This is a genomic window from Nocardia donostiensis, assembly GCF_002081715.1.
Classification (GTDB): Bacteria; Actinomycetota; Actinomycetes; order Mycobacteriales; family Mycobacteriaceae; genus Nocardia; species Nocardia donostiensis.
In genome coordinates, this window is sequence record NZ_MUKP01000042.1 from 19,989 (window position 1) to 39,707 (window position 19,719).

Sequence of the window (19,719 nt, forward strand, 5' to 3'; positions counted from 1 at the left end):
GGCACGGCTCAGCGCTTCCGGCTGTTGGGTAATTTGTCCGGATTGGCCATGTCGTAGGTTCCCCAGATCAGCCCGTCGCGGACGGTGAAACCGATCACCCGCTGCGGGTAGCCGGGTTTGCCCTCCACCGCATCGCGCCCCTGCGCGATGAATCCCAGCTGCCCGTTCACCAGCACGGGCTCGAATTCGCCGGAGTCGGTCGGCAACTCGTCCATCCCGTACTTGCGCATCAAGCCGATGAAGAAGCGCGCGATCCGCTCGGGCCCGCTGATGACGTTGATCGCGGTCGAGGTGGTGCCGTTCGCGTCGCCGATCATGGTGGACTCCGGATGCAGCGTGGCGGCGATCGCCTGCACATCGCCGGTGGCCAGCGCGGCGACGAACCGCTTGATCGCTTCGTCGTGTTCACTGTCGGGCACCGCGCGGGGGCACCGCTGGGCCGCTTTCCGCGCCCGCACCGCGAGCTGTCTGGCCGCATCGGCCGAGACGCCGAGGATATCGCCGATTTCGTCGAACGGCACCGAAAGCCCGTCGTGCAGCACAAAAGCCACCCGCTGCGGCGGGGTCAGCGAATCGAGCACGACCAGCGCCGCCAGCCGGAACTCTTGGCTGCGCACCGCCAGCTCTAGTGGGTCAGGACTAGCGGAAGGAACCAGATCGGCGATCACCGGTTCGGGCAACCATTGGCCGATATAGCTTTCGCGCCGCACCGCCGCGCTACGCAGCCGGTCCAGGCAGATCCGGCCGACCACGGTGGTCAGCCAGGCCCGCAGATCCTCGATCTCCGACTGCCGCGCCCCCGCCAGCCGCAGCCAGCTTTCCTGTACCGCGTCCTCGGCGTCGGCGGCGCTGCCGGTGAGCCGGTAGGCGACCGCGAGCAGATGCGCTCGATGCGATTCGAACAGATCGGCCAAAAGCGCGGCAACCATCACCGGATTCTATGACCCACCCGCCGCGCGGCTTCCGCAGCACCCGGCCGCGGCCCGAAAACCGGGTGATTCTCCCAGTACAGCTGTGCCACGATGACGCGATGAAGGAGCGCACACTGACCGACGGCACGGTCTGGTTGTCCCGGCCGACGGAAGCCGATATCGACGCCATGGTCGCCCACTGTCAGCATCCGTCCATCGGCGCGTGGATCACGATCCCGGTGCCGTACGGCCGCGAGGACGCCGAAACCTTCCTGCGCGACATGGCCGAACCCGGCTGGTCGGGGCGCAACCCGATCTGGGCGCTGCGACCGCACGAGAACGGGCCGCTCATCGGCACGGTCCGGGTCGGCGGCCAGGACGAGACTGCGGGCGAGGTCGGCTACTGGCTCGCGCACGAACACCGGGGACGCGGCCTGATGTCACGTGCGGTGGCGCTGGTCTGCGAGTTCGGTTTCGATCCCGCCGGTATGGATCTGGCACGGATCGGCTGGCACGCCTACGTAGGCAATCACGCCTCGGCAGCAGTTGTGCGGCGCAACGGCTTTCGCTACGAGGGCATGGCCCGGCTCGGCGCCGTTCACCGCGACGTCCGGCGCGACACCTGGCTGGCCGGGCGGCTGGCCACCGACCCGCCCGGCCCGGCCGACGGCTGGCCCGCCGGTATCTGAACGACCGGCGGGCCGGTAACCGCACCTCGGCGAGCCGGGCAACCGATGAGGTTCAGTTCTCGCGACGCTGCCGCACCGCGTCGGCCAGCCGATCCAGCTGCCGCTCGGTGGTCGCCCAGTCGATGCAGGCGTCGGTGATGGACTGGCCGTACGTCAAGTCCCCGGAATGGCCGAGGGTCAGATCCTGCCTGCCTGCGACCAGGAAACTCTCCAGCATCACCCCGACAATGCCCTGCTCGCCCGCGGCCAGCCGTTCGGCGATATCGGTGACGACGTCGACCTGCTTGTTGTGATCTTTGTTGCTGTTGCCGTGGCTGGCGTCGACCACCAGCCGCTGCGGCAGCGACGCCTTCTCCAGCCGCATAACCGCCTCGGCGACCGAGGCCGCATCATAGTTCGGGCCGGTGCTGCCACCACGCAGGATGATATGGCAGTCCGGGTTGCCCGCGGTGCGGATCAGCGCGGACCGGCCGTCCAGATCGGTGCCGGGGAACACATGGCTGGCGGCGGCGGCGCGCACACCGTCCACTGCGACCTGCACGTCGCCGTCGGTTCCGTTCTTGATGCCGACCGGCATGGACAGCGCGCTGCTCAGCTGGCGGTGCACCTGACTGGCTGCGGTACGCGCGCCGATGGCGCCGTAGGAAACCAGGTCGGCGATGTACTGCGGGGTGATCGTTTCGAGGAACTCGCACGCCACCGGCAGTCCGAGGGCGGTGATATCGGTGAGCAGTTTGCGGCCGATGCCCAGACCGGTGTTGACGTCGAAGCTGCCGTCCAGGTGCGGGTCGTTGATCAGGCCCTTCCAGCCGAGCGTGGTGCGTGGTTTCTCGAAGTACACCCGCATCACCACATGCAGCCGGTCGCCGACTTCGGCGGCCTTGGCAGCAAGACGGCTCGCGTAGTCGAGGGCAGCGGCGGGATCGTGCACCGAGCACGGGCCGACGATCACCATCAGGCGGTTGTCGTCGCCGTTGAGTACGTCGACCGTGGCTTTGCGGCCCGCGCGGACGGTATCGGCGAGATCGTCGGTGATCGCGTGGACACGGCGCACCTCCGCAGGCGAACGCAGCGGGCTCACGTCGAGGGTGCGGCGATCATCGAGATCGGAATGGCTGACGTCGATATCGGCTGCTGTAGTCATCGTGGGTGGGTTTCCTTCTGTTCTGGCCGACCCACCGAGAGAACCCGTCGAGCCGGTCGTCATCCGGCTCGGGGTGAAACTGGTCAGCGCGCGCGTTTGCCGACCGGCCCACCCAGGGCCGGCTTGCTAAACCAGAAATACACGCGCTGCACGTCGGCCACCGTACCAGGCGGCGTCCGACCGGTGCCCGTCCGAGCTGCCTCATATGTTGTGAAGTGACGAAGCACACCAGATCACAGCCCGGACGGGGCGGGCGGCTAACCCAGCGAACCGGGCACATAGTCACCGGCGGGGGTGTGCGCGATGGCATTCATCCGGTTCCAGGCGTTGATGGCGGCGATCGCGGCGATCAGGCCGCCGATCTGATCGTCGTCGTAGTGCTTGCGGACTTGCTGCCACACTTCGTCGGTCACCCCGCCACCGTCCGCGACCCGGGTGGCCTGTTCGGTCAGCGCCAGCGCGGCGCGCTCGGGTTCGGTGAACACCGTCGCTTCTCGCCAGGCTGCGACCAGGTTCAGCCGCGTCGCGGATTCACCGGCGTGGGCGGCGTCCTTGGTGTGCATATCGACGCAGAAGCTGCAGCCGTTGATCTGGCTGGCCCGGATCTTGACCAGTTCGTAGGTGGCCTTGGGCAGACCGGAGTCATCGATCGCTTTGGATGCGGTGATCAGGCGCTTGGCGAAGCTGGCGGTGACGTTGCTGCCGTAGAGGTTGAAGCGGGGTTCCATGGCCTGTCCCTTCGTTGTCGGGGTTTCGTCAGGACGACGACGCGGCACGGGCAGGTGTGACAACGCTCGGCAGTGATCTGTATCACACGCTGAAATCGTAGCTGACGCCGGTCAGTTTCTCCGACAGATCCCACAGCGCTCGCGCAGCCAACTCGTCCCTGGAGCGTTTCGACGAACCGGAACGGCCCGGGTGCCCACGCATACCGCCCCAGCTCTCCGGGCCGTAATAGCCGCCGGGTTCAACCCGTGCGGCGGTGGCCGCGTACAACTCGGGCAGCGCGCCCATCTCGGCGGTCTGTGCGAACAGCCTGTTGCCGATCGCCATCACGACATCCAGGAACGATTCGGTGTGCGACTGCAGTTCGGTGGACGCGTAACCGGGATGCGCGGCCAGCGACAGCTTCGACGATCCCGCGGCGGTGAGCTTGCGCTGCAGTTCATAGGCGAACAGCAGATTCGCCAGCTTGGCCTGCCCGTAGGCCTGCCAGCGCTGGTATTTGCGGTGCTCCCAGTTCAGATCGGCCAGGTCGATGGTGCCGATGGCGTGCGCACCGCTGGACACGGTGACGATCCGATCGGAGATCTTGCCGAGCAGTAGCCCGGTGAGCGCGAAATGGCCAAGGTGGTTGGTGCCGATCTGGGTTTCGAAACCGTCGACGGTGCGGCGGTACGGGACCGCCATCACCCCGGCGTTGTTGATCAGCACATCGGCCCGGTCGATGCCGTCGGCGAAAGCGCGCACCGAGCTCAGGTCGGCGAGATCGAGTTCGCGCACCTCGGCGTGCTTGCCGATCCGGGCGGCGACAGCACGGCCTTTGTCGAGGTTGCGGCAGGCCAGCACCACATGGGCGCCCGCATCGGCCAGCACTCGCGCAGCGACCGCGCCCAGGCCGCTGTTGGCACCGGTGACGAGGAAAGTTCGGCCGTGTTGATCGGGGATATCCCCGACGCCCCACCTACTCATGACGTGAGTCTAAGTCCGCACACCGGACCCCCACCCCAGCGAAACGACAGAACCGGCGGCACAAGCGCTTCCCCATTCAGATAGGGTTGCCTAACCTATTGTCACCCCAGATATGCACCGCACGCACCGTCCCCCGCCGATCCGTTCTTTGTGAGGCACACCGTGAGTTCGACTTCCACCGCCCCCCGCGCCCACCGCGACGGCTATGTGCCGTTCCCCGACACAGCAGCGCAGGAATATCGCGCCGCGGGCTACTGGACCGGACGTTGCCTCGGTGACCTGCTGCGCGATACCGCGCGGCGCATCCCGGACCGGCAGGCGCTGCTCGCCGACCGCCCGCTGACCTATGCCGAACTCGATGCCGAAGCCGACCGCATGGCCCATGGCCTGCTCGCCCTCGGTATCGCGCCCGGCGACCGGGTGGTGGTGCAACTGCCGAACGTGCCCGAATTCCTGACCGTGCTGTTCGGCCTGCTGCGGGCCGGAATCATCCCGGTACTCACCCTGCCCGCGCATCGCCGGGCCGAGATCGAGCATCTGGCCGGTTTATCCGGCGCTGTCGCCTATGTCATCGCCGACAACTCCGCCGGTTTCGACTACCGCGAGCTCGCCGCCACCGTGCGCGAAGCGGTGCCGACGCTCGAACATGTGCTGGTTCTCGGCGATCCCGGCGCATTCACCGATCTACGTTCTGTGCCCCGCGACGGCGCCACCCTGCCCGAGATCGACGCGAGCGATATCGCGCTGATGCTGGTTTCCGGCGGCACCACCGGCCTGCCCAAACTGATCGCCCGCACCCACGACGACTACGTCTACAACGCGACCGCGGGCGCGCAGGTGTGTGCCCTGACCGAAGACGACGTCTACCTGACAGCCCTGCCTGCGGCGCACAACTTCCCGTTGGCCTGCCCCGGCATCCTGGGCACCATCGCTGCCGGCGGCGCGGTCACCTTTGTCACCGACCCGAGCCCGGAGAACGCCTTCGCCGCCATCGAACGGCACCGGGTCACCGTCACCGGCGTGGTGCCGCCGCTGGCCCAATTGTGGTGCGCGGCCGTGGAATGGGAGGACGCCGACCTGTCGTCGCTGCGGCTGTTGCAGGTCGGCGGCGCCAAACTGGCCGAGGTCAACGCGCGCGAGGTGGGGCCCGCGCTCGGGGTGACGCTACAGCAGGTGTTCGGGATGGCCGAAGGCTTGATCAACTACACCCGCTTGGACGACTCCGACGAACTGGTGTGCACCACACAGGGCAGGCCGGTATCACCCGCCGACGAGGTGCGGATCGTCGATGCCGACGGTAACGATGTCGCCCCCGGCGCGGAGGGCGAACTGCTCACCAGGGGGCCGTACACGATTCGCGGCTACTACCGGGCCCCCGAACACAATGCCCGCACCTTCACCTCGGACGGTTTCTACCGTAGCGGCGATCTGGTACGGCAGCTGTCCAGCGGCCACCTGATGGTGTCGGGCCGGATCAAGGACGTGATCAACCGCGGCGGCGAGAACATCTCCTGCGATGAGCTGGAAGAGCATCTGCTCGCCCATCCGGCAGTCCGCCACGCCGCGGCCCTTGGCCTGCCCGATCCCGCGCTCGGCGAGAAGGTGTGCGTGGTGCTGGTCGTCAATGGCGAGGTCCCCACCCTGGCCGAGATCAAATCTTTCCTCACCGAACGCGGCCTGGCCACCTACAAGCTCCCGGATGTGCTGCGCACGGCCGACAGCCTGCCCGTCACCGCGGTCGGCAAGATCGACAAGAAAGCATTGCGCGCAGATACCTGAGCCACGCTGTAGCGGCAGAGCGAGCATGGCGGCGTCACTGCTGACGCCGCCATGCCGGTACAACGTCTGAGCTGCTACGCCTTGCCTTGCGCCTTCACCACATACGGCGCGACACTGCCCAGTTTCTCGCAGGTCTCCTCGAATTCACGCTCGGGCCGCGACTGCCCGACCACACCCGCGCCAGCCCGCAGCCACGCACCCTCGGTGGTTTGGTACACCGCGCGCAACACCAGCGTCGCTTCCAGTGCCCCGGTCGGCGACACCGCCACTACCGCGCCGGAGTACAGCCCGCGCGGTTGGTTGTCGAGCCGGAAAATCGAGTCCACGCCTTCCCGTTTCGGGATGCCTGCGGCAGTCACCGACGGAAACAGCACCTCCAGTGCATCCCAACTGGTCCGGTCGGCGGCCAGGGTGCCGCGCACGGTCGATGCGAGATGCTGCACACTGCCGCGCTCGCGTACGGCCATGAAATCGGATACGGCGGGGGTACCTGGCTCGGCGACCGCCGCGATCTCGGCGAAGGAGGTCTGCACCGAAATAGCGTGCTCGGCGATTTCCTTCGGGTCGGTGACCAGGTCGGCTCTGGCCGCCATATCGATGTCGGCGCCGAGCCCGAAGGCGCGGGTGCCTGCCAGCGGTTCGGTGGTCACCACCCGGTTGTCGTCGACCGAGGCAACCAGTTCCGGGCTGAAACCGGCCGCCTCCAATCCGCCGAGGCGCAGCAGGAAGGAACGCGCCGGGGTGTTATTGGCGCGGCCGAGCCGATAGGTGGCGGGCATATCCACCGCGAACGGCAGATCGACCCGGCGCGACAGAATCACTTTCTGGTATCGGCCGGCCCGGATCTCGGCGACCGCTTCGGCCACTCGGTCGCGGTAGCCGGTGGGATCGAGGCGGATGTCGACCGGATGCGGGCGCGGCAGGTCGCTCTGCTGCGATCCGGCGATCAGGTCGTGGATCTGGGCGGTCTCGTCCTCGGTCGCACCGCTGATCCGGATACCGGATTCACTCACCCGGACCTCGATACGCGGAATCATCACGTGCACCAGCGGGGTATGCGGCTGCAGGTATTCGGTGGCGCTGAGCGACCAGGCGCAGAATTCGAATCCGATCCAGCCGTAGGCATTGCGCTCCGCCAGCGGCAGGGAGCCCAGTGCCGTGTCGACAGCCCGGGCCGGGCTGTCCGACCACCCGCTGGTGGTCGTGGTTCCATCCCAGGTCACCCGCAGCTCGGTGGCGTCGAGTTCGACACCGCCGATCGGGTCGGCTGCGAACACCCATTCGTCCGGGCGTTCGTAGACGATGTACTCACCGAACCGTTCGGCTACCGCGAGCCGGGACATCGCTGCCGCCGGATCCGTCACATGCTCGATGCGCGAGCGCTCGTCCGTGGTCGACAACGAACCTCCAAGGTAACCCTGACCTAACTTCGGTCGGTAAGGTTAGCATTACCTCTACAACATGGGGTGTGTCAGTGGACATACCGGGCGGTTTTCGACTCGCTTGCCGGAGTCCCTGCGCCGTCGGCCGCGGCGAGCTTGAATAGAGGCATCGCTGATTTCGCGGGAGGACCACGTTGCGCAGGACCGAACCATGATCGACCGCCGCGGCGCACCGCCGCCGCCCTCGACACCGGATGCACGCTCGGATTCGGTAGTCGTGCTGGTGGATTCGACGTCCAAGGTGGAACGTGAACTGATCGGCGCCTGGATCGGCGAAGGCGGGCTCACCGCAGAGCTGGGCCTCGATGCTCCGATCACCCAACTCGATCTCGACGCCGCCGCCATCGCCGACCGGCTCACCGGACGCGGCGACGATCCGCTGGTGGTTCCGGTGCGGGTGCTGTGGCTGCCCCCGGCACGCGATGGGGTCCGCCGGGTCGCCTTCACCGATCTCGCCATGTTCAGCAACCCGCGCAAACCGCACCGGCTGGCCCAGCGCAGGCTGATCGGCCGCGCACCGGACCGGCATCTGATCCTCACCGGTAGCCCAGCCCGACTCAGCGAACTGCGCGCCAACAACCCCGCAGCTGCGGCCCTGCACGAGGCGGGCAGCTCCGAACCTTTCGCGCGGGCGGTGCTGCGCGCCGCTGTCGTCGCACTGGAACGCGCCGAACGTACCGTCATCGGCGACCGTTACAAGGTGCCGCGGCTGGTGGCCGAGGAAATCCTCGACTCCCCCGAATTCCTGCGCCGCCTCGAACTCATCGCCGACCGCATCGGCGCCGACGAACAGGACGTGTACCGGCGGGCGGAAAAAGCGCTGCGGGAGCTCGTCGCCGCACAGAGCAGACTGGTGTCGGACCTGTTCACCCAGGCCATGCGCCCGGTGCACGCCTCGACCTGGAAAGTGGAGAGCGACGACACCGGCCTGTGCGCGCTGCGGGACCTCAACCGCCGCTACCCGTTGGTGTTCCTGCCCTCGCACCGCTCCTACGTCGACGCATTCGTGCTAGGCGATGTCTTGGCCCGCAACGATTTCCCACCCAATCACGTGATCGGCGGGGCGAATCTGCGGTTCTGGCCGATCGGTCCGATCGCTCGCCGCACCGGAACGGTGTTCATCCGCCGCAGCTTCGGTGACGACGAGGTATACAAGGCGGTGGTCGAGGAATACTTCGGCTATCTGCTGGCCAAACGGTTCAATCTGGAATGGTATTTCGAGGGCGGCCGCACCCGCACCGGCAAGCTGCGGCCGCCGCGCTACGGGCTGCTGAACTATCTGGCTACCGCAGTGCGCAGGAACCGGATCGAAGACGTGATGCTGGTGCCCGTGTCGATCACCTACGAACGGCTCAACGAGCTGGGCGCCATCGCCACCGAGCAGGCGGGCGGTGTAAAGAAATCCGAGGGCCTGGCCTGGCTGGCCCGCTATGTGCGGAGTCAGCAGCATTCCGCGGGCCGGGTCTACGTCCGGTTCGGCACGCCGTTGTCGGCCCGCGAACGTTTGGCCGCGCACGGCGATCCGCTGACCGTCCCGCCGATAGCCATTCCGCTGCATCGCACGGACACCGCCGCACAGCCCGGCGAAACCACCGCTGTGCGCGAGGATCACAGCGAAACCGCCGAACTGGAACGCACCGCCGTGCAACGGCTCGCCTTCGAGATCGCTGTCGGCATCAACGCGGTCACCCCGATCACCGTCAACGCACTGGCCACCCTGGCCCTGCTCGGCGTGCAGGAACGCGCGCTCACCCTGCGGGAGGTGCGTCATCTGCTCACACCCGTACTTGGCTACATCGAGCGCCGTGATCTGCCGCGCGGCGAAGTGGAGGCGTTGCGCGACGAGCAGAGCCTGGCCGTAGTACTGGAGCAGCTGTCGCTGGCCCGGGTGGTCACCGTGTACCGGGGCGGCCTGGAGCCGGTGTACTCGATCGAATCCGGCGCCCATCTCGAGGCCGCGTTCTACCGCAACAGCGCGGTGCACTGGTTCGTCGACCGGGCGATCCTGGAACTGTCCATCCTCGCCGCCGCCGAAGCCGTCGTCGGCGATCCGGTGGTCGCAGCGGCGGTGGAACCGATCACCGCCGAGGTCGTGGTTCCCGAAGCGCCGCACCGCCAGGAAACCGATCCGCTGAGCGAAGGCTGGGCCGAAGCCTACCGGCTGCGCGACCTGTTGAAATTCGAATTCTTCTTCCCCGACCGCGCCGAATTCGCCGCCAATATGACCTCGGAAATGCTGCTGGTCGACCCGGACTGGTTCCAGCGCAGACGCGACAACACCGTGGGCGCCGATATCCTGGCGAAACTCACCGAGTCGGGGTTCATGATGGCCCACCGCGTGCTGCGTTCCTTCTTCGATGCCCAGCTGGTGGTCGCCGAACGCCTGGCCGCCCGCGATCCCAGCCTCGAGATCGACCGGAAAGAACTCATCACCGAATGCGTGGCCGTCGGCAAACAGATGTTGCTGCAGCAGCGTTTGCACAGCCCGGAATCGGTGTCGACCGAACTGTTCACTTCCGCTGTGAAGCTTGCGGACAATCACGATCTACTCGCGCCCGCGGAAGCCGAATCCGCTTCGGCGCGAAAAGAACTCACCGCGCGCCGCACCGAATTCGCCGAGCAGCTTCGGGAAATCAGCAGGCGGATCTCCTGGGCCGCCACGCTCGACCCGTCCAACCGCCCACCCGCGGAGGCATAGTGGGCACCACGAACACGAGCCTCGACACCGCGATATCCGATATCCGCTCGGGCCAACAGGGGCCGGCCATTGCCGCATTTTTCGATTTCACCGCGGTCTCCGACTCCGGCAGCCGGTACCGCGGACTCCTGCGCGGCCGGGACCGGAAAGTAGCCCAACTGCTGCTCACCGGTATCCCCCGCGACGGCGGGGACGCCGCCTACGGTCGATACCTGCACACCGCAGGCGAACTGCTGGCCGGACGCACCGAGGACGAACTCGCCGCGCTAGGCGACCGCCTGTTCCGCCGCGCCGGCTACGGCAGGTTGTATCCGGAGGCCTGGCGGTTGATCGCCGCGCATCGAGCCGCCGGTCACACCATCGTGCTGATCAGCTCACTGACCGAATTCCAGGTCGCCCCCGCTGCCGCCGTGCTCGGTATCGACCATGTGCTGTGCACCCGGATGGTCGTGGTGGACGGCAGGCTCACCGGGCAGCCCGCAGACAAGGTGCTGTGGCGCCAACGCAAGGCTGATGCCGCGGCCGAGTTCGCCGCCGCCGATGGGGTGGCCCTGGAAAACAGTTACGCCTACACCGGGGCGGCCGCCGACCTGCCGCTGCTGTCACTCGTCGGCCACCCCTGCACCACCTCCCCCGATACCGGCCTCGTCACCGCGGCCACCGAACGTGACCTGCCGCTACTGACCTTCCGGCCACGTAACCCACCTGATCCGGGCGACTATGCGCGGACATTCGCCGGATTCGGTGGGCTGATCGGCGGCTCGCTGTTCGGGGTGCTGGTCAAGTCCTACACTCGGCAGCGCAGGCCGATGGCCGATTCGCTGATGAAATACGGCACCGCCGCAACCTTGCGCCTATGCGGGGTGCGGCTGCGGGTGACCGGGCAAGAGCACGCGCGCACCCCGCGGCCCGCCGTTTTCGTGTTCAACCACCAGAGCCAGTTCGATGTCATCATCGTGCCCGCGGTACTGCAGGGCGGGGTTACCGGTATCGGCAAGAAGGAACTGACCCGCAACCCGGTGTTCGGGCCGCTCATGCGGTTCGTCGGGGTCACCTTCATCGACCGCGGCGATACCGCGCGGGCGAAGGCATCACTGGAACCGGTGGTGGCGACGCTACGCGACGGCCTGTCGATCGCAGTCGCCCCGGAAGGCACCCGCTCCTACACCCCGGAGGTCGGTCCGTTCAAGAAGGGCGCATTCCATATCGCGCTACAGGCCGGAGTGCCGGTTATCCCGGTGATCATCCGCAATGCAGGCGAGCTGTCCTGGCGGGATTCGATGATCGTCCGCCGCGGCACCGTGGATGTGACGATCGGCGAACCGATCGACGTCAGCGGCTGGGACCCAGCCGATATGCACGACGAGGTCGCCGCAGTCCGGCAGCTGTTCATCGACACGCTGCTGGATTGGCCGAGTTGACAGCTACTACAGCTACACCGAGCGGCCGAACAGCAGCTTCCACGGCATGAGCGCCGATTCCAGCTGCACCTTCAGGCTCATCTTGGAGGCACCGAGCGTGCGTTCTTCGAACCGGATCGGCACTTCGGCGATGGTGATACCGCGCCGCACGGCGCGGTAGTTCATCTCCACCTGGAACGAATAGCCGTTGCTGCGGATCGAGGCGACGTCGATGGCACGCAGCGTATCGGCCTGCCACGCCTTGAACCCGGCGGTGGCGTCCTTGACGCCGAGCCGCAGGATCAGGTTCACGTAGAAGTTCGCCCACGCCGACAGCGCCTTGCGATACCACTTCCATTCCGCGGCAGTGGAGCCGCCGGGCACGTAGCGGGAGCCGAGCACGACACCGGCGTCGGTGGTGGTGAGCTTGTCGAGCATGGCCGGGATGACCTCGGCCGGGTGCGACAGGTCGGCGTCCATCTGGATCACCACATCGGCGCCTTCGTCGAGGGCGCGGGTGATACCGGCCACATAGGCGCGTCCCAACCCGTCCTTTTCGGTGCGGTGCAGCACCCCCACGACATCGGGCAGTTCGACAGCGAGCTTGTCGGCGACATCGCCGGTTCCGTCCGGCGAGTTGTCGTCCACGACTAGCACGTGCAGGTCGGCCACCGGCAGCGCCGTCAGCCGTTCCACCGCAACCGGCAGATTGTCCCGCTCGTTGTAGGTCGGCACAACAACGGTAACCCTCAAGGGTCGCCCTCCCTGCTCACCTGGTCGCGCCCGTCAGTCCGGGTACACCGGCCGCGAGCATTCGTTCTGATTCGGTGTGAACGGTAGCTGAACCGCCTGCCCGCGAGTTCAGCGCATCAGCCAAAGCTGCGCCATCGCCACACCGGGGTCACTGTTGCCCCTCCCGCCAGGCGCGGTCGCGCGCATCCTCGCGCGCGTTGCGCTCTCGTGCGATATCCAATGCCCGTTCGGCGGTTGCCTGGTCCGGATACGGCCCCATCCGTTCGCGGAACCAGCACTGCCGCCCCTTTTCGGCACGCTTGTGCTTCAAGCAGTAGTACCAGGACTCAGCCATACCCCCAGCATCCCATTCCCCGGCCGCCGTCGCCCTATTCCACGAAAATCCCCAGGACCGAATCCCGTGCCAGCCCCCGTGCCTCACTGGCCGGTTTCGGCGGTCGATGCCGTCGAACTCGAACGACACCGGCGACACCGGATCCGGGGTACGGGCGTGAAAAATCCCCCCGACCAGGTGATATGTCAGGGGGATAACGTGGCCAGGGCCGGGATCGAACCGGCGACCTTCCGCTTTTCAGGCGGACGCTCGTACCAACTGAGCTACCTGGCCGCAGGCACCCGAACGGAATGCCATACGTGAAACGCCGGATTTCTCCGGCGTTTACTTGCGACCCTGACGGGACTCGAACCCGCGACCTCCGCCGTGACAGGGCGGCGCGCTAACCAACTGCGCCACAGGGCCTTGCTGCTACCTACGGTCGGCCAGACCGTACCCCCTACGGGATTCGAACCCGCGCTACCGCCTTGAAAGGGCGGCGTCCTAGGCCGCTAGACGAAGGGGGCTCGTCCCGGATTTCTCCGGACCGGCTTTTCAACGGCTTGTCCGTTGGGAGCTCGCATAGCTTATGTCAGACTCGGCCGGTTTCCCAAATCGGCTGGTCAGGCGGGTAAACCAAGTTCTTCGATCCGCGCGTTCGCACGCCAACCGTCGTGGCTGAACTGTTCGGCCCACTGCGGGGTGGACATCGACGCGACGATCACCTCTAGCGCCTCGGTGAAACGGGAACGCAGATCGGCGTCGTGACCGAAGACGTCGCTCAGATAGCGCTGGCCGGCCAGCGCGCCGGTGAGAGCTCGGGTGAACCGATCAGGGTCGGCGTCGGCGCGCAGCTGCCCCTGTTCGATCGCACGTACGGCGAGCACCCGGATGGTGCGCGCCAGGATACGGCTGCCGCCGTTGCGTGCGTCACGGTAGAAATCCGGCTCGATGATCAACCGATATTCGGCCTGCACGATGATGTCGTGTTCCAGACGCAACGCCAACTCGTCGACCACACCGTGCAGGATGTCCAGCGGCCCCAGGTCGGTCCGGGCCAACCACCGGTCGACCGAAAGCCGGTATCGGTCGAGTGCCGAATCGAGTACGGCCTGCGCCAGGTCTTCCTTGGAATCGAAATGGAAGTACATGGCGCCTTTGGTGGCGCGCGAACCTTCCAGAATTCGATTGAGCGAAGCAGCGGCATAACCGCTCTTCCCGAACTCAACGGCGGCGGACCTGATGATCGCCGCACGTGTCCGGCGGGCCCGCTCTTGTTGCCGTGCCATGCTCGAAACGCCTCCGAAGCCTTATGGAGCTCAATGGAATTTCAGTCCATCGAGCCCATCGCCGCCGCGCAGCCATAACCAGGAAGACAGGCTGCTGACGCCAATTAACGAGGTTTATCAATACTTCCAGCTCGGATTGCCCCATAGTTTCGGACTTCAGGTACGGAAACCAGCGAAAAACCCGAAACACACCGGCTGGTATGATTTGTTCGCCCGGGTGCGCCGCAGGGGGTGCGCATCCGGGCATTTTCGTCGCGCTTTTCGTCGTCCCCGATGCGCCTCCTGCGGCTTCGACTCATGAGCAGCCCCCAATTCACCGACTCGTCACCGTACCCGGAATCACACTTCGCCACGTGACAAACCGCAAGAGCATCGATTACCACGCCGAACCCCATCCACTACAGCAAACACCATGCCACCGGTAGCATTACCGGTAAACCCTACGAATCGGCAAGAGCCACAGCGCTGTTCACCGCGCCTGCCGAGCCGGACACCCACTCACCACACCGGGCATCAGCGCCCGCACCGGACGCTCTATACCACCTCCACATCCACCAAAGCGATTGGTGTGCAACATTTTTGATGATATCCCGCTCGGCGGAAGATCAACAAAGCCAGGTATGGCCGCCTGCGCCCCCGTGGACCATCGACCACCCAGGCGGGTGGCACACAGGACCCCGCCAACCATCGGCATCACTCACGAAGACCGCCGCACCACCTCCCCCGCCCGGTGAACCCACCCCTGACCGACGCAGGCCCACCGGCCGCGCAGGGGCGCCGACCACACCGGACCGCCGCGTCACCTACCCGGTTACGAGAAATCGGCAACCGGTGATTAGAATGTCTTCCCGCGCCCCTATAGCTCAGTTGGTAGAGCTACGGACTTTTAATCCGCAGGTCCCAGGTTCGAGCCCTGGTGGGGGCACACCTCGGGCGCCCGGTCGACATCGGGCGCCCGATTCGTATCCGAGCCGGCGAGCACCACCCCGCGGCGAGCGGAAAATCGCCATCGACGGCGCTCGTGCCCTACTGTGAGTTCCACCGATATTGCCCCCAGGACACTGTGATCCGGTCCATAACCCGAGCTGATATCCCAGAGCCAAGGAACCGATGACTTCCTTCGACGATTTGCTCTCACAGGTACCCATCACCCAGATCGCCGGACGCCTCGGCATCGACCAACGCACCGCGACCACCGCGGTGCAGACAACCCTGCCGACACTGCTCGGCGGACTCCAGTCCAACGCGCTACGTCCCGAGGGCGCGGCCGCGTTGGCCGGGGCGCTCGCCGATCACGGCAAGCTCGTCGAAGGAGCGGGCGCGGTGGACCTGGACCGGATCGATACCGTCGAAGGCGCCAAGATCGTGGACAAGGTCTTCGGCGCCGAAAAACCCATCGTCATCACCGCACTCGGCGAAACCGACGGCACAGGAGGCAACGAGACCATCGCCCGGCTCATGCCGATGCTGGCCCCGATTGTGCTCGCGTACCTGGCCCGGCAACTCGGCGCAGGCAGACACGCGGGCGGCGTCCTGACTCGACTACTCCGCAGTAGGCGTACTTCCACGTTCGGGTGCCCTACCTCACACAATGGCTAACGGCGTCAGCGCCTATACGATAGGCCCCTTACGCGGATTCAGGTCATACACTCGCCTGTGGCCGCCGAACGTCCGCAAGGCGATGACGTTGAAAAAAATAAACGCGCACCGCCGGTCAGTTGCGTTTCGCATCACACCTACGGTGCCGTAAGGTATGGCCGCATCGGCAACGGTCTACCCCTATGGGGGCGACCCGCAAGACCGCATACATGAAGGGCTTGATACATGGCAAGGGATCTGACTCAACTCGAGCTGCTCACGGAGTTGGAGCCGGTTGCCGAGCAGAATGTCAACCGACACCTGTCCATGGCAAAGGAATGGCATCCGCACGACTACGTACCGTGGGACGACGGTCGCAACTTCGCCGCACTCGGCGGCGTGGACTGGGACCCGGAGCAGTCGAAACTGAGCGAGGTCGCCAAAGCGGCGATGATCACCAACCTGCTCACCGAGGACAACCTGCCCTCTTACCACCGCGAGATCGCCGAGAACTTCTCCCAGGACGGCGCCTGGGGCACCTGGGTCGGTCGTTGGACCGCCGAGGAGAACCGGCACGGCATCGTGATGCGCGACTACCTCGTCGTCACCCGCGGTGTCGACCCCGTCGCGCTGGAACAAGCACGCATGGTTCATATGACCAACGGTTTCGCCTCGCCCGCCGACGCCGACGCGGGCTTCCTGCACTCGGTGGCCTACGTGACATTCCAAGAACTGGCCACCCGCGTCTCGCATCGCAACACCGGCAAGGTCTGCGACGACCCGATCGCCGACCGCATGCTGCAGCGCGTGGCCGCCGACGAGAACCTGCACATGATCTTCTATCGCAATATGTGCGGCGCGGCCCTCGACCTGGCTCCCGACCAGGCTCTGGACGCGATCACGCTGATCCTGGAAAACTTCCAGATGCCCGGCGCCGGTATGCCCAACTTCCGGCGCAATGGCGTGCTGATGGCCAAGCACGGCATCTACGATCTGCGCCAGCACCTGGAAGAGGTCGTGCAGCCGGTGCTCAAGAAGTGGCGCGTGTTCGAGCGTGACGACTTCACCGCACGCGGCGAGGAGACCAGGGAGCGTCTCGGCAACTTCCTGGAGAGGCTCGGCAAGGACGTCATCAAGTTCGAGGAACAGCGCGACCGCATGCTGGCCCGTGAGGCCGCCAAGCGCGAACGCGAACTGGCGAAGGTCGCCGCAGTCTAGATCTGCGAGCCGGCAGCACCGGCATATCGGTATATACAGACAACGCGCCGCTGCCCGCACTCGGGCGGCGGCGCGTTGTGCGCTGCTGCGTTGTGCAGGTCAGCCGGTCGGCAGGGCCCCGTCCACGCCTCCGACATCGGTGATCTGCCAGTCCGATTTCTGATCCAGCGTGACGTTGTAGGTGACGGTGGTCTGCGCGCCATCCGGAGTCTGCGCGTTGGTGGAGTTCACATTCACGAACACGTTCACCTTGTAGACACCGTCCTGCTCCGACATCACCTTCGCGGTAATCGGTGACGCCGTCGACGTCCATTTCAGCGGAACCAGGATCTGCTCCAGCTTGGGCGCGGTTGTCTCGAACTTGTTCGCCAGCTGCGGTGCGGTATTGGCCTTCAGGTTCGCCACCCAGGCATTGATGTCCTGGTAGTTCACCGTGGCAGCACCGACCGCGTAATCGGTGGCGACCTGCTCGGCGCGCTGCTCGGCGGCGGCGCGGTCGTCGCGATCGGAAAGGTCACTGCGCGCCGACCACAGCAGCGCGGACAGCACGATCACCGCGATCGCCAGCGCGCCGATCACGACGGCCTGCACGACGGTGGACACCCGGATCGACACGGTCCCAGGGACGCCGCCGGTAGCTGCCGCGGTGCTGCCGCTGGGGGCGGGCGTTTTTTCCGCGGCGCGCTCGGTCGTCGCGTCGACCTCCTCCGCACCTGTGCTGCCCGGCTTGTCCCGGCCGGTCTCGTCGTTCTGCTCGGCCATTGATTCCTGGTCCTCTTTCGGTCGCACACGTCATCACCGACGTCGGTCGCGGTGATGCCTTGCGAACATCAGGCTAATCGCGCCGTCTGCCACCCCGGTGCACCCCCACCACCGAACGCGCAGGTTCGGCGGCCTTCGCGGTGGATGAGACACTGGACCCTGTGACGATGACTAGTGAGGTGAGCACGGCCCTGCGGATCGGACCTTATCCGGTCGATCCGCCGGTGGTGCTTGCCCCGATGGCCGGAATCACCAATCGTGCGTTCCGCAAGCTGTGCCGCGAGTTCGGTAGCCCGACCTCGATCTATGTCTGCGAGATGATCACCGCGCGCGCAGTGGTGGAACGCAACGAGAAAACCCTGCACATGATGTCGTTCGACGCCGATGAGTATCCGCGTTCCATGCAGCTGTACGGCGTCGACCCAGCCACCCTCGGCGAGGCGGTCCGCATCATCGTCGGCGAGGGCTGGGCCGACCATATCGATCTGAATCTGGGCTGCCCGGTGCCAAAGGTGACCCGCCTCGGCGGCGGGGCGGCGCTGCCGTACAAACGGGCGCTGTTCGCCCGGATCGTGCGAGCTATGGTGGCCGCGGCCGAGCCGGCAGGCGTTCCGGTCACCGTGAAATTCCGCATCGGCATCGATGACGAACACCTGACTTATCTGGACGCGGGACGGATCGCCGAGGCCGAGGGCGCGGCTGCCGTCGCACTACATGCCCGCACCGCCGCCCAGCGCTACTCCGGCCAGGCCGACTGGACGGCGATCGCCCGTCTGAAGGAGGCGGTGACCACCGTGCCCGTGCTCGGCAACGGCGATATCTTCGGTGCCGACGATGCGGTCCGGATGATGAACGAAACCGGCTGTGACGGTGTGGTGGTTGGCCGCGGCTGCCTGGGCAGGCCGTGGTTGTTCGCCGAACTGGAGGCGGCGCTGCGGGGCAAGCCGCTGCCCGAGCCGCCGAATCTGGGTCTGGTCGGCGAGGTGCTGTTACGCCACGGCACCCTGCTGGCCGACCATCTGGGCGAAGACAAGGCAATGCGCGATCTGCGCAAACATATGGCCTGGTACCTGATGGGCTTCCCAGTCGGAGCCGACCTGCGCCGCGCCTTCGCCACGGTTTCCTACCTGAGCGAACTGGCCGATCTGATCGGGCGTCTCGACCCGGCCGCCCCTTTCCCGCGTGACGCACAGGGCCCACGTGGCAGGCAGGGCTCCCCCGGCAAGGTGGCGTTGCCGCACGGCTGGCTCGACGATCCGGACGACCCCGCCGTGCCTGCCGCGGCCGATGTCATGCACAGCGGCGGCTGACGCACCGCAGTGACCGGGCCTGCCGCGTTCCGCCGTCGATCTGTGTTGAGATGCACATACTGCAGGCGAACATGATGCGCTTCGCATCCGGTCGCCGAGCAACTTTCCAGCATCGCACCGTCCGGCTGCTGCTCGCGCGGGCTCGGTTTGCGCTCGGGTGGCCCACCGTGGCGGAATCGTTATCATTGCGGAATCGGTCAGCCGGTCCAGCCCCGGCCGAGGCGGCAGCGAGGAACGGAAAAGCGAGGTTCGTTGGTGGGTGAGGATCGGCACGGGCGATCGCCACGGCCCGGAGGTCGAGCCCCGTGGGAGCGGTATCCCACGGGGGAACACCCGGAACGAGACAGTACGAGAACGTCCCGGCGGGCCAAGCACTCCGACCCGTCGGCGGAGGCCGGTTCGGCCGCTATCTCGGTGCATGATCTGGTCGAGCGGGTGGACAGCGAGCGCATCTCGCGCCGGCGCGGCGATACGTCCGGGCAGCCGCAGACCCAGCAGCGCCAACAGCAGCCGCCTGCCCAGGCTCCCCGGACAGGTGGCAACCAGCGCCAGCAGCCCGCACCCGAGCGCCGTCCCGGTCCGGACGCGCGCCCCGCAGGCCCGCCGTCGCGGCAGACCGGGGCAGTTCCCCGGCAGCCAGGCCCCATCCAGCAGCCCGCGGCCCTAGCGTCACAGCGTCAGGCGCAGGGACCGGGGCAGCCGCCCGCCCCGCAGCCGTCGGGCCGGACCCGACGAGAGCCA

The 19,719-nt window shown here is 66.6% G+C and carries 16 protein-coding genes, 4 tRNA genes and 1 pseudogene; 9 read left to right on the forward strand and 12 right to left on the reverse strand.

The features are described from left to right. Positions 1 to 8: 8 nt before the first annotated feature. Complete coding sequence (locus tag B0T44_RS21470) at positions 9 to 929, reverse strand: sigma-70 family RNA polymerase sigma factor (protein WP_077114155.1); 921 nt, start codon at positions 927 to 929, stop codon at positions 9 to 11. A 101-nt stretch (positions 930 to 1,030) separates the two neighbouring features. Between B0T44_RS21470 and B0T44_RS21475 the strand changes: the two genes are divergently transcribed. After that, positions 1,031 to 1,600, forward strand: a complete 570-nt coding sequence (locus tag B0T44_RS21475) for a GNAT family N-acetyltransferase (protein ID WP_077114712.1) — start codon at positions 1,031 to 1,033, stop codon at positions 1,598 to 1,600. Between the two features lie 52 nt (positions 1,601 to 1,652). Here B0T44_RS21475 and B0T44_RS21480 read toward each other — a convergent pair whose 3' ends face one another. The 3 genes from B0T44_RS21480 to B0T44_RS21490 form a co-directional block, all read right to left on the reverse strand. Beyond that, complete coding sequence (locus B0T44_RS21480) at positions 1,653 to 2,744, reverse strand: 3-deoxy-7-phosphoheptulonate synthase (protein ID WP_077114153.1); 1,092 nt, start codon at positions 2,742 to 2,744, stop codon at positions 1,653 to 1,655. 257 nt (positions 2,745 to 3,001) lie between these two features. After that, positions 3,002 to 3,472: a carboxymuconolactone decarboxylase family protein gene (locus tag B0T44_RS21485; protein WP_077114150.1), complete on the reverse strand. Its 471-nt coding sequence runs from the start codon at positions 3,470 to 3,472 to the stop codon at positions 3,002 to 3,004. An 82-nt stretch (positions 3,473 to 3,554) separates the two neighbouring features. Continuing rightward, the gene (locus B0T44_RS21490; protein WP_077114148.1) at positions 3,555 to 4,436 is read right to left on the reverse strand and encodes an oxidoreductase; all 882 of its coding nucleotides are present in this window, start codon (positions 4,434 to 4,436) and stop codon (positions 3,555 to 3,557) included. Positions 4,437 to 4,598: 162 nt separating this feature from the next. Here B0T44_RS21490 and B0T44_RS21495 point away from each other — a divergent pair, with 162 nt between their 5' ends. Continuing rightward, positions 4,599 to 6,215, forward strand: coding sequence for a (2,3-dihydroxybenzoyl)adenylate synthase (locus B0T44_RS21495; RefSeq protein WP_077114146.1), 1,617 nt, complete (start codon positions 4,599 to 4,601; stop codon positions 6,213 to 6,215). Between the two features lie 74 nt (positions 6,216 to 6,289). Here B0T44_RS21495 and B0T44_RS21500 read toward each other — a convergent pair whose 3' ends face one another. Beyond that, positions 6,290 to 7,615, reverse strand: coding sequence for a salicylate synthase (locus B0T44_RS21500; protein WP_077114144.1), 1,326 nt, complete (start codon positions 7,613 to 7,615; stop codon positions 6,290 to 6,292). Between the two features lie 193 nt (positions 7,616 to 7,808). Between B0T44_RS21500 and B0T44_RS21505 the strand changes: the two genes are divergently transcribed. Further along, on the forward strand, positions 7,809 to 10,355 hold the full coding sequence (locus tag B0T44_RS21505; protein WP_081512489.1) for a glycerol-3-phosphate 1-O-acyltransferase: 2,547 nt from the start codon (positions 7,809 to 7,811) through the stop codon (positions 10,353 to 10,355). After that, positions 10,355 to 11,776 carry a 1-acylglycerol-3-phosphate O-acyltransferase gene (locus B0T44_RS21510; RefSeq protein WP_077114142.1) on the forward strand — a complete coding sequence of 474 codons (1,422 nt, stop codon included), beginning with the start codon at positions 10,355 to 10,357 and terminating at the stop codon, positions 11,774 to 11,776. Before B0T44_RS21505 ends, B0T44_RS21510 begins: the two co-directional genes overlap by 1 nt. Before the next feature lie 12 nt (positions 11,777 to 11,788). On the opposite strand, the gene B0T44_RS21515 is transcribed toward B0T44_RS21510, so the two are convergent. The 6 genes from B0T44_RS21515 to B0T44_RS21540 all read right to left on the reverse strand — a co-directional run bounded on the left by B0T44_RS21515 (position 11,789) and on the right by B0T44_RS21540 (position 14,110). Continuing rightward, positions 11,789 to 12,508 carry a polyprenol monophosphomannose synthase gene (locus B0T44_RS21515; RefSeq protein ID WP_254893705.1) on the reverse strand — a complete coding sequence of 240 codons (720 nt, stop codon included), beginning with the start codon at positions 12,506 to 12,508 and terminating at the stop codon, positions 11,789 to 11,791. 148 nt (positions 12,509 to 12,656) lie between these two features. Then, positions 12,657 to 12,842 (reverse strand): hypothetical protein, encoded by a 186-nt coding sequence (locus tag B0T44_RS21520; protein WP_077114137.1) that lies wholly within the window; start codon positions 12,840 to 12,842, stop codon positions 12,657 to 12,659. Positions 12,843 to 13,041: 199 nt separating this feature from the next. Further along, a tRNA-Phe gene (locus B0T44_RS21525) sits at positions 13,042 to 13,115 on the reverse strand. Positions 13,116 to 13,173: 58 nt separating this feature from the next. Next, positions 13,174 to 13,247 (reverse strand) — tRNA-Asp (locus B0T44_RS21530). Positions 13,248 to 13,275: 28 nt separating this feature from the next. Next, positions 13,276 to 13,348, reverse strand: a tRNA-Glu gene (locus B0T44_RS21535). A gap of 96 nt (positions 13,349 to 13,444) precedes the next feature. Then, entirely contained in the window at positions 13,445 to 14,110 is a 666-nt protein-coding gene (locus tag B0T44_RS21540) for a TetR family transcriptional regulator (protein WP_077114134.1), read from the reverse strand. An 852-nt stretch (positions 14,111 to 14,962) separates the two neighbouring features. Here B0T44_RS21540 and B0T44_RS21545 point away from each other — a divergent pair. From B0T44_RS21545 to B0T44_RS21555, 3 genes are all read left to right on the forward strand, one after another. Further along, positions 14,963 to 15,035, forward strand: a tRNA-Lys gene (locus B0T44_RS21545). 185 nt (positions 15,036 to 15,220) lie between these two features. Then, positions 15,221 to 15,709: a DUF937 domain-containing protein gene (locus tag B0T44_RS21550; RefSeq protein ID WP_077114132.1), complete on the forward strand. Its 489-nt coding sequence runs from the start codon at positions 15,221 to 15,223 to the stop codon at positions 15,707 to 15,709. 225 nt (positions 15,710 to 15,934) lie between these two features. Further along, on the forward strand, positions 15,935 to 16,906 hold the full coding sequence (locus B0T44_RS21555) for an acyl-ACP desaturase (RefSeq protein ID WP_077114130.1): 972 nt from the start codon (positions 15,935 to 15,937) through the stop codon (positions 16,904 to 16,906). Between the two features lie 99 nt (positions 16,907 to 17,005). Here B0T44_RS21555 and B0T44_RS21560 read toward each other — a convergent pair whose 3' ends face one another. Further along, positions 17,006 to 17,668: a hypothetical protein gene (locus B0T44_RS21560; RefSeq protein WP_081512491.1), complete on the reverse strand. Its 663-nt coding sequence runs from the start codon at positions 17,666 to 17,668 to the stop codon at positions 17,006 to 17,008. 167 nt (positions 17,669 to 17,835) lie between these two features. On the opposite strand from B0T44_RS21560, the gene dusB reads away from it, so the two are divergent. Together dusB and B0T44_RS27635 are read left to right on the forward strand one after the other, a co-directional pair. Beyond that, a complete protein-coding gene (gene dusB, locus B0T44_RS21565) occupies positions 17,836 to 18,978 on the forward strand; it encodes a tRNA dihydrouridine synthase DusB (RefSeq protein ID WP_077114709.1) in 1,143 nt (380 codons plus the stop codon). A gap of 414 nt (positions 18,979 to 19,392) precedes the next feature. Beyond that, positions 19,393 to 19,719 (forward strand): annotated as a pseudogene (locus B0T44_RS27635) (hypothetical protein); the annotation flags it as partial.

Coding starts and splice junctions, on each gene's coding strand:
- B0T44_RS21470 (WP_077114155.1), bottom strand. CDS start 929: ATGGTTGCCGCGCTTTTGGCCGATCTGTTCGAATCGCATCGAGCGCAT.
- B0T44_RS21475 (WP_077114712.1), top strand. CDS start 1,031: ATGAAGGAGCGCACACTGACCGACGGCACGGTCTGGTTGTCCCGGCCG.
- B0T44_RS21480 (WP_077114153.1), bottom strand. CDS start 2,744: ATGACTACAGCAGCCGATATCGACGTCAGCCATTCCGATCTCGATGAT.
- B0T44_RS21485 (WP_077114150.1), bottom strand. CDS start 3,472: ATGGAACCCCGCTTCAACCTCTACGGCAGCAACGTCACCGCCAGCTTC.
- B0T44_RS21490 (WP_077114148.1), bottom strand. CDS start 4,436: ATGAGTAGGTGGGGCGTCGGGGATATCCCCGATCAACACGGCCGAACT.
- B0T44_RS21505 (WP_081512489.1), top strand. CDS start 7,809: ATGATCGACCGCCGCGGCGCACCGCCGCCGCCCTCGACACCGGATGCA.
- B0T44_RS21520 (WP_077114137.1), bottom strand. CDS start 12,842: ATGGCTGAGTCCTGGTACTACTGCTTGAAGCACAAGCGTGCCGAAAAG.
- B0T44_RS21540 (WP_077114134.1), bottom strand. CDS start 14,110: ATGGCACGGCAACAAGAGCGGGCCCGCCGGACACGTGCGGCGATCATC.
- B0T44_RS21550 (WP_077114132.1), top strand. CDS start 15,221: ATGACTTCCTTCGACGATTTGCTCTCACAGGTACCCATCACCCAGATC.
- B0T44_RS21555 (WP_077114130.1), top strand. CDS start 15,935: ATGGCAAGGGATCTGACTCAACTCGAGCTGCTCACGGAGTTGGAGCCG.
- B0T44_RS21560 (WP_081512491.1), bottom strand. CDS start 17,668: ATGGCCGAGCAGAACGACGAGACCGGCCGGGACAAGCCGGGCAGCACA.
- dusB (WP_077114709.1), top strand. CDS start 17,836: ATGACTAGTGAGGTGAGCACGGCCCTGCGGATCGGACCTTATCCGGTC.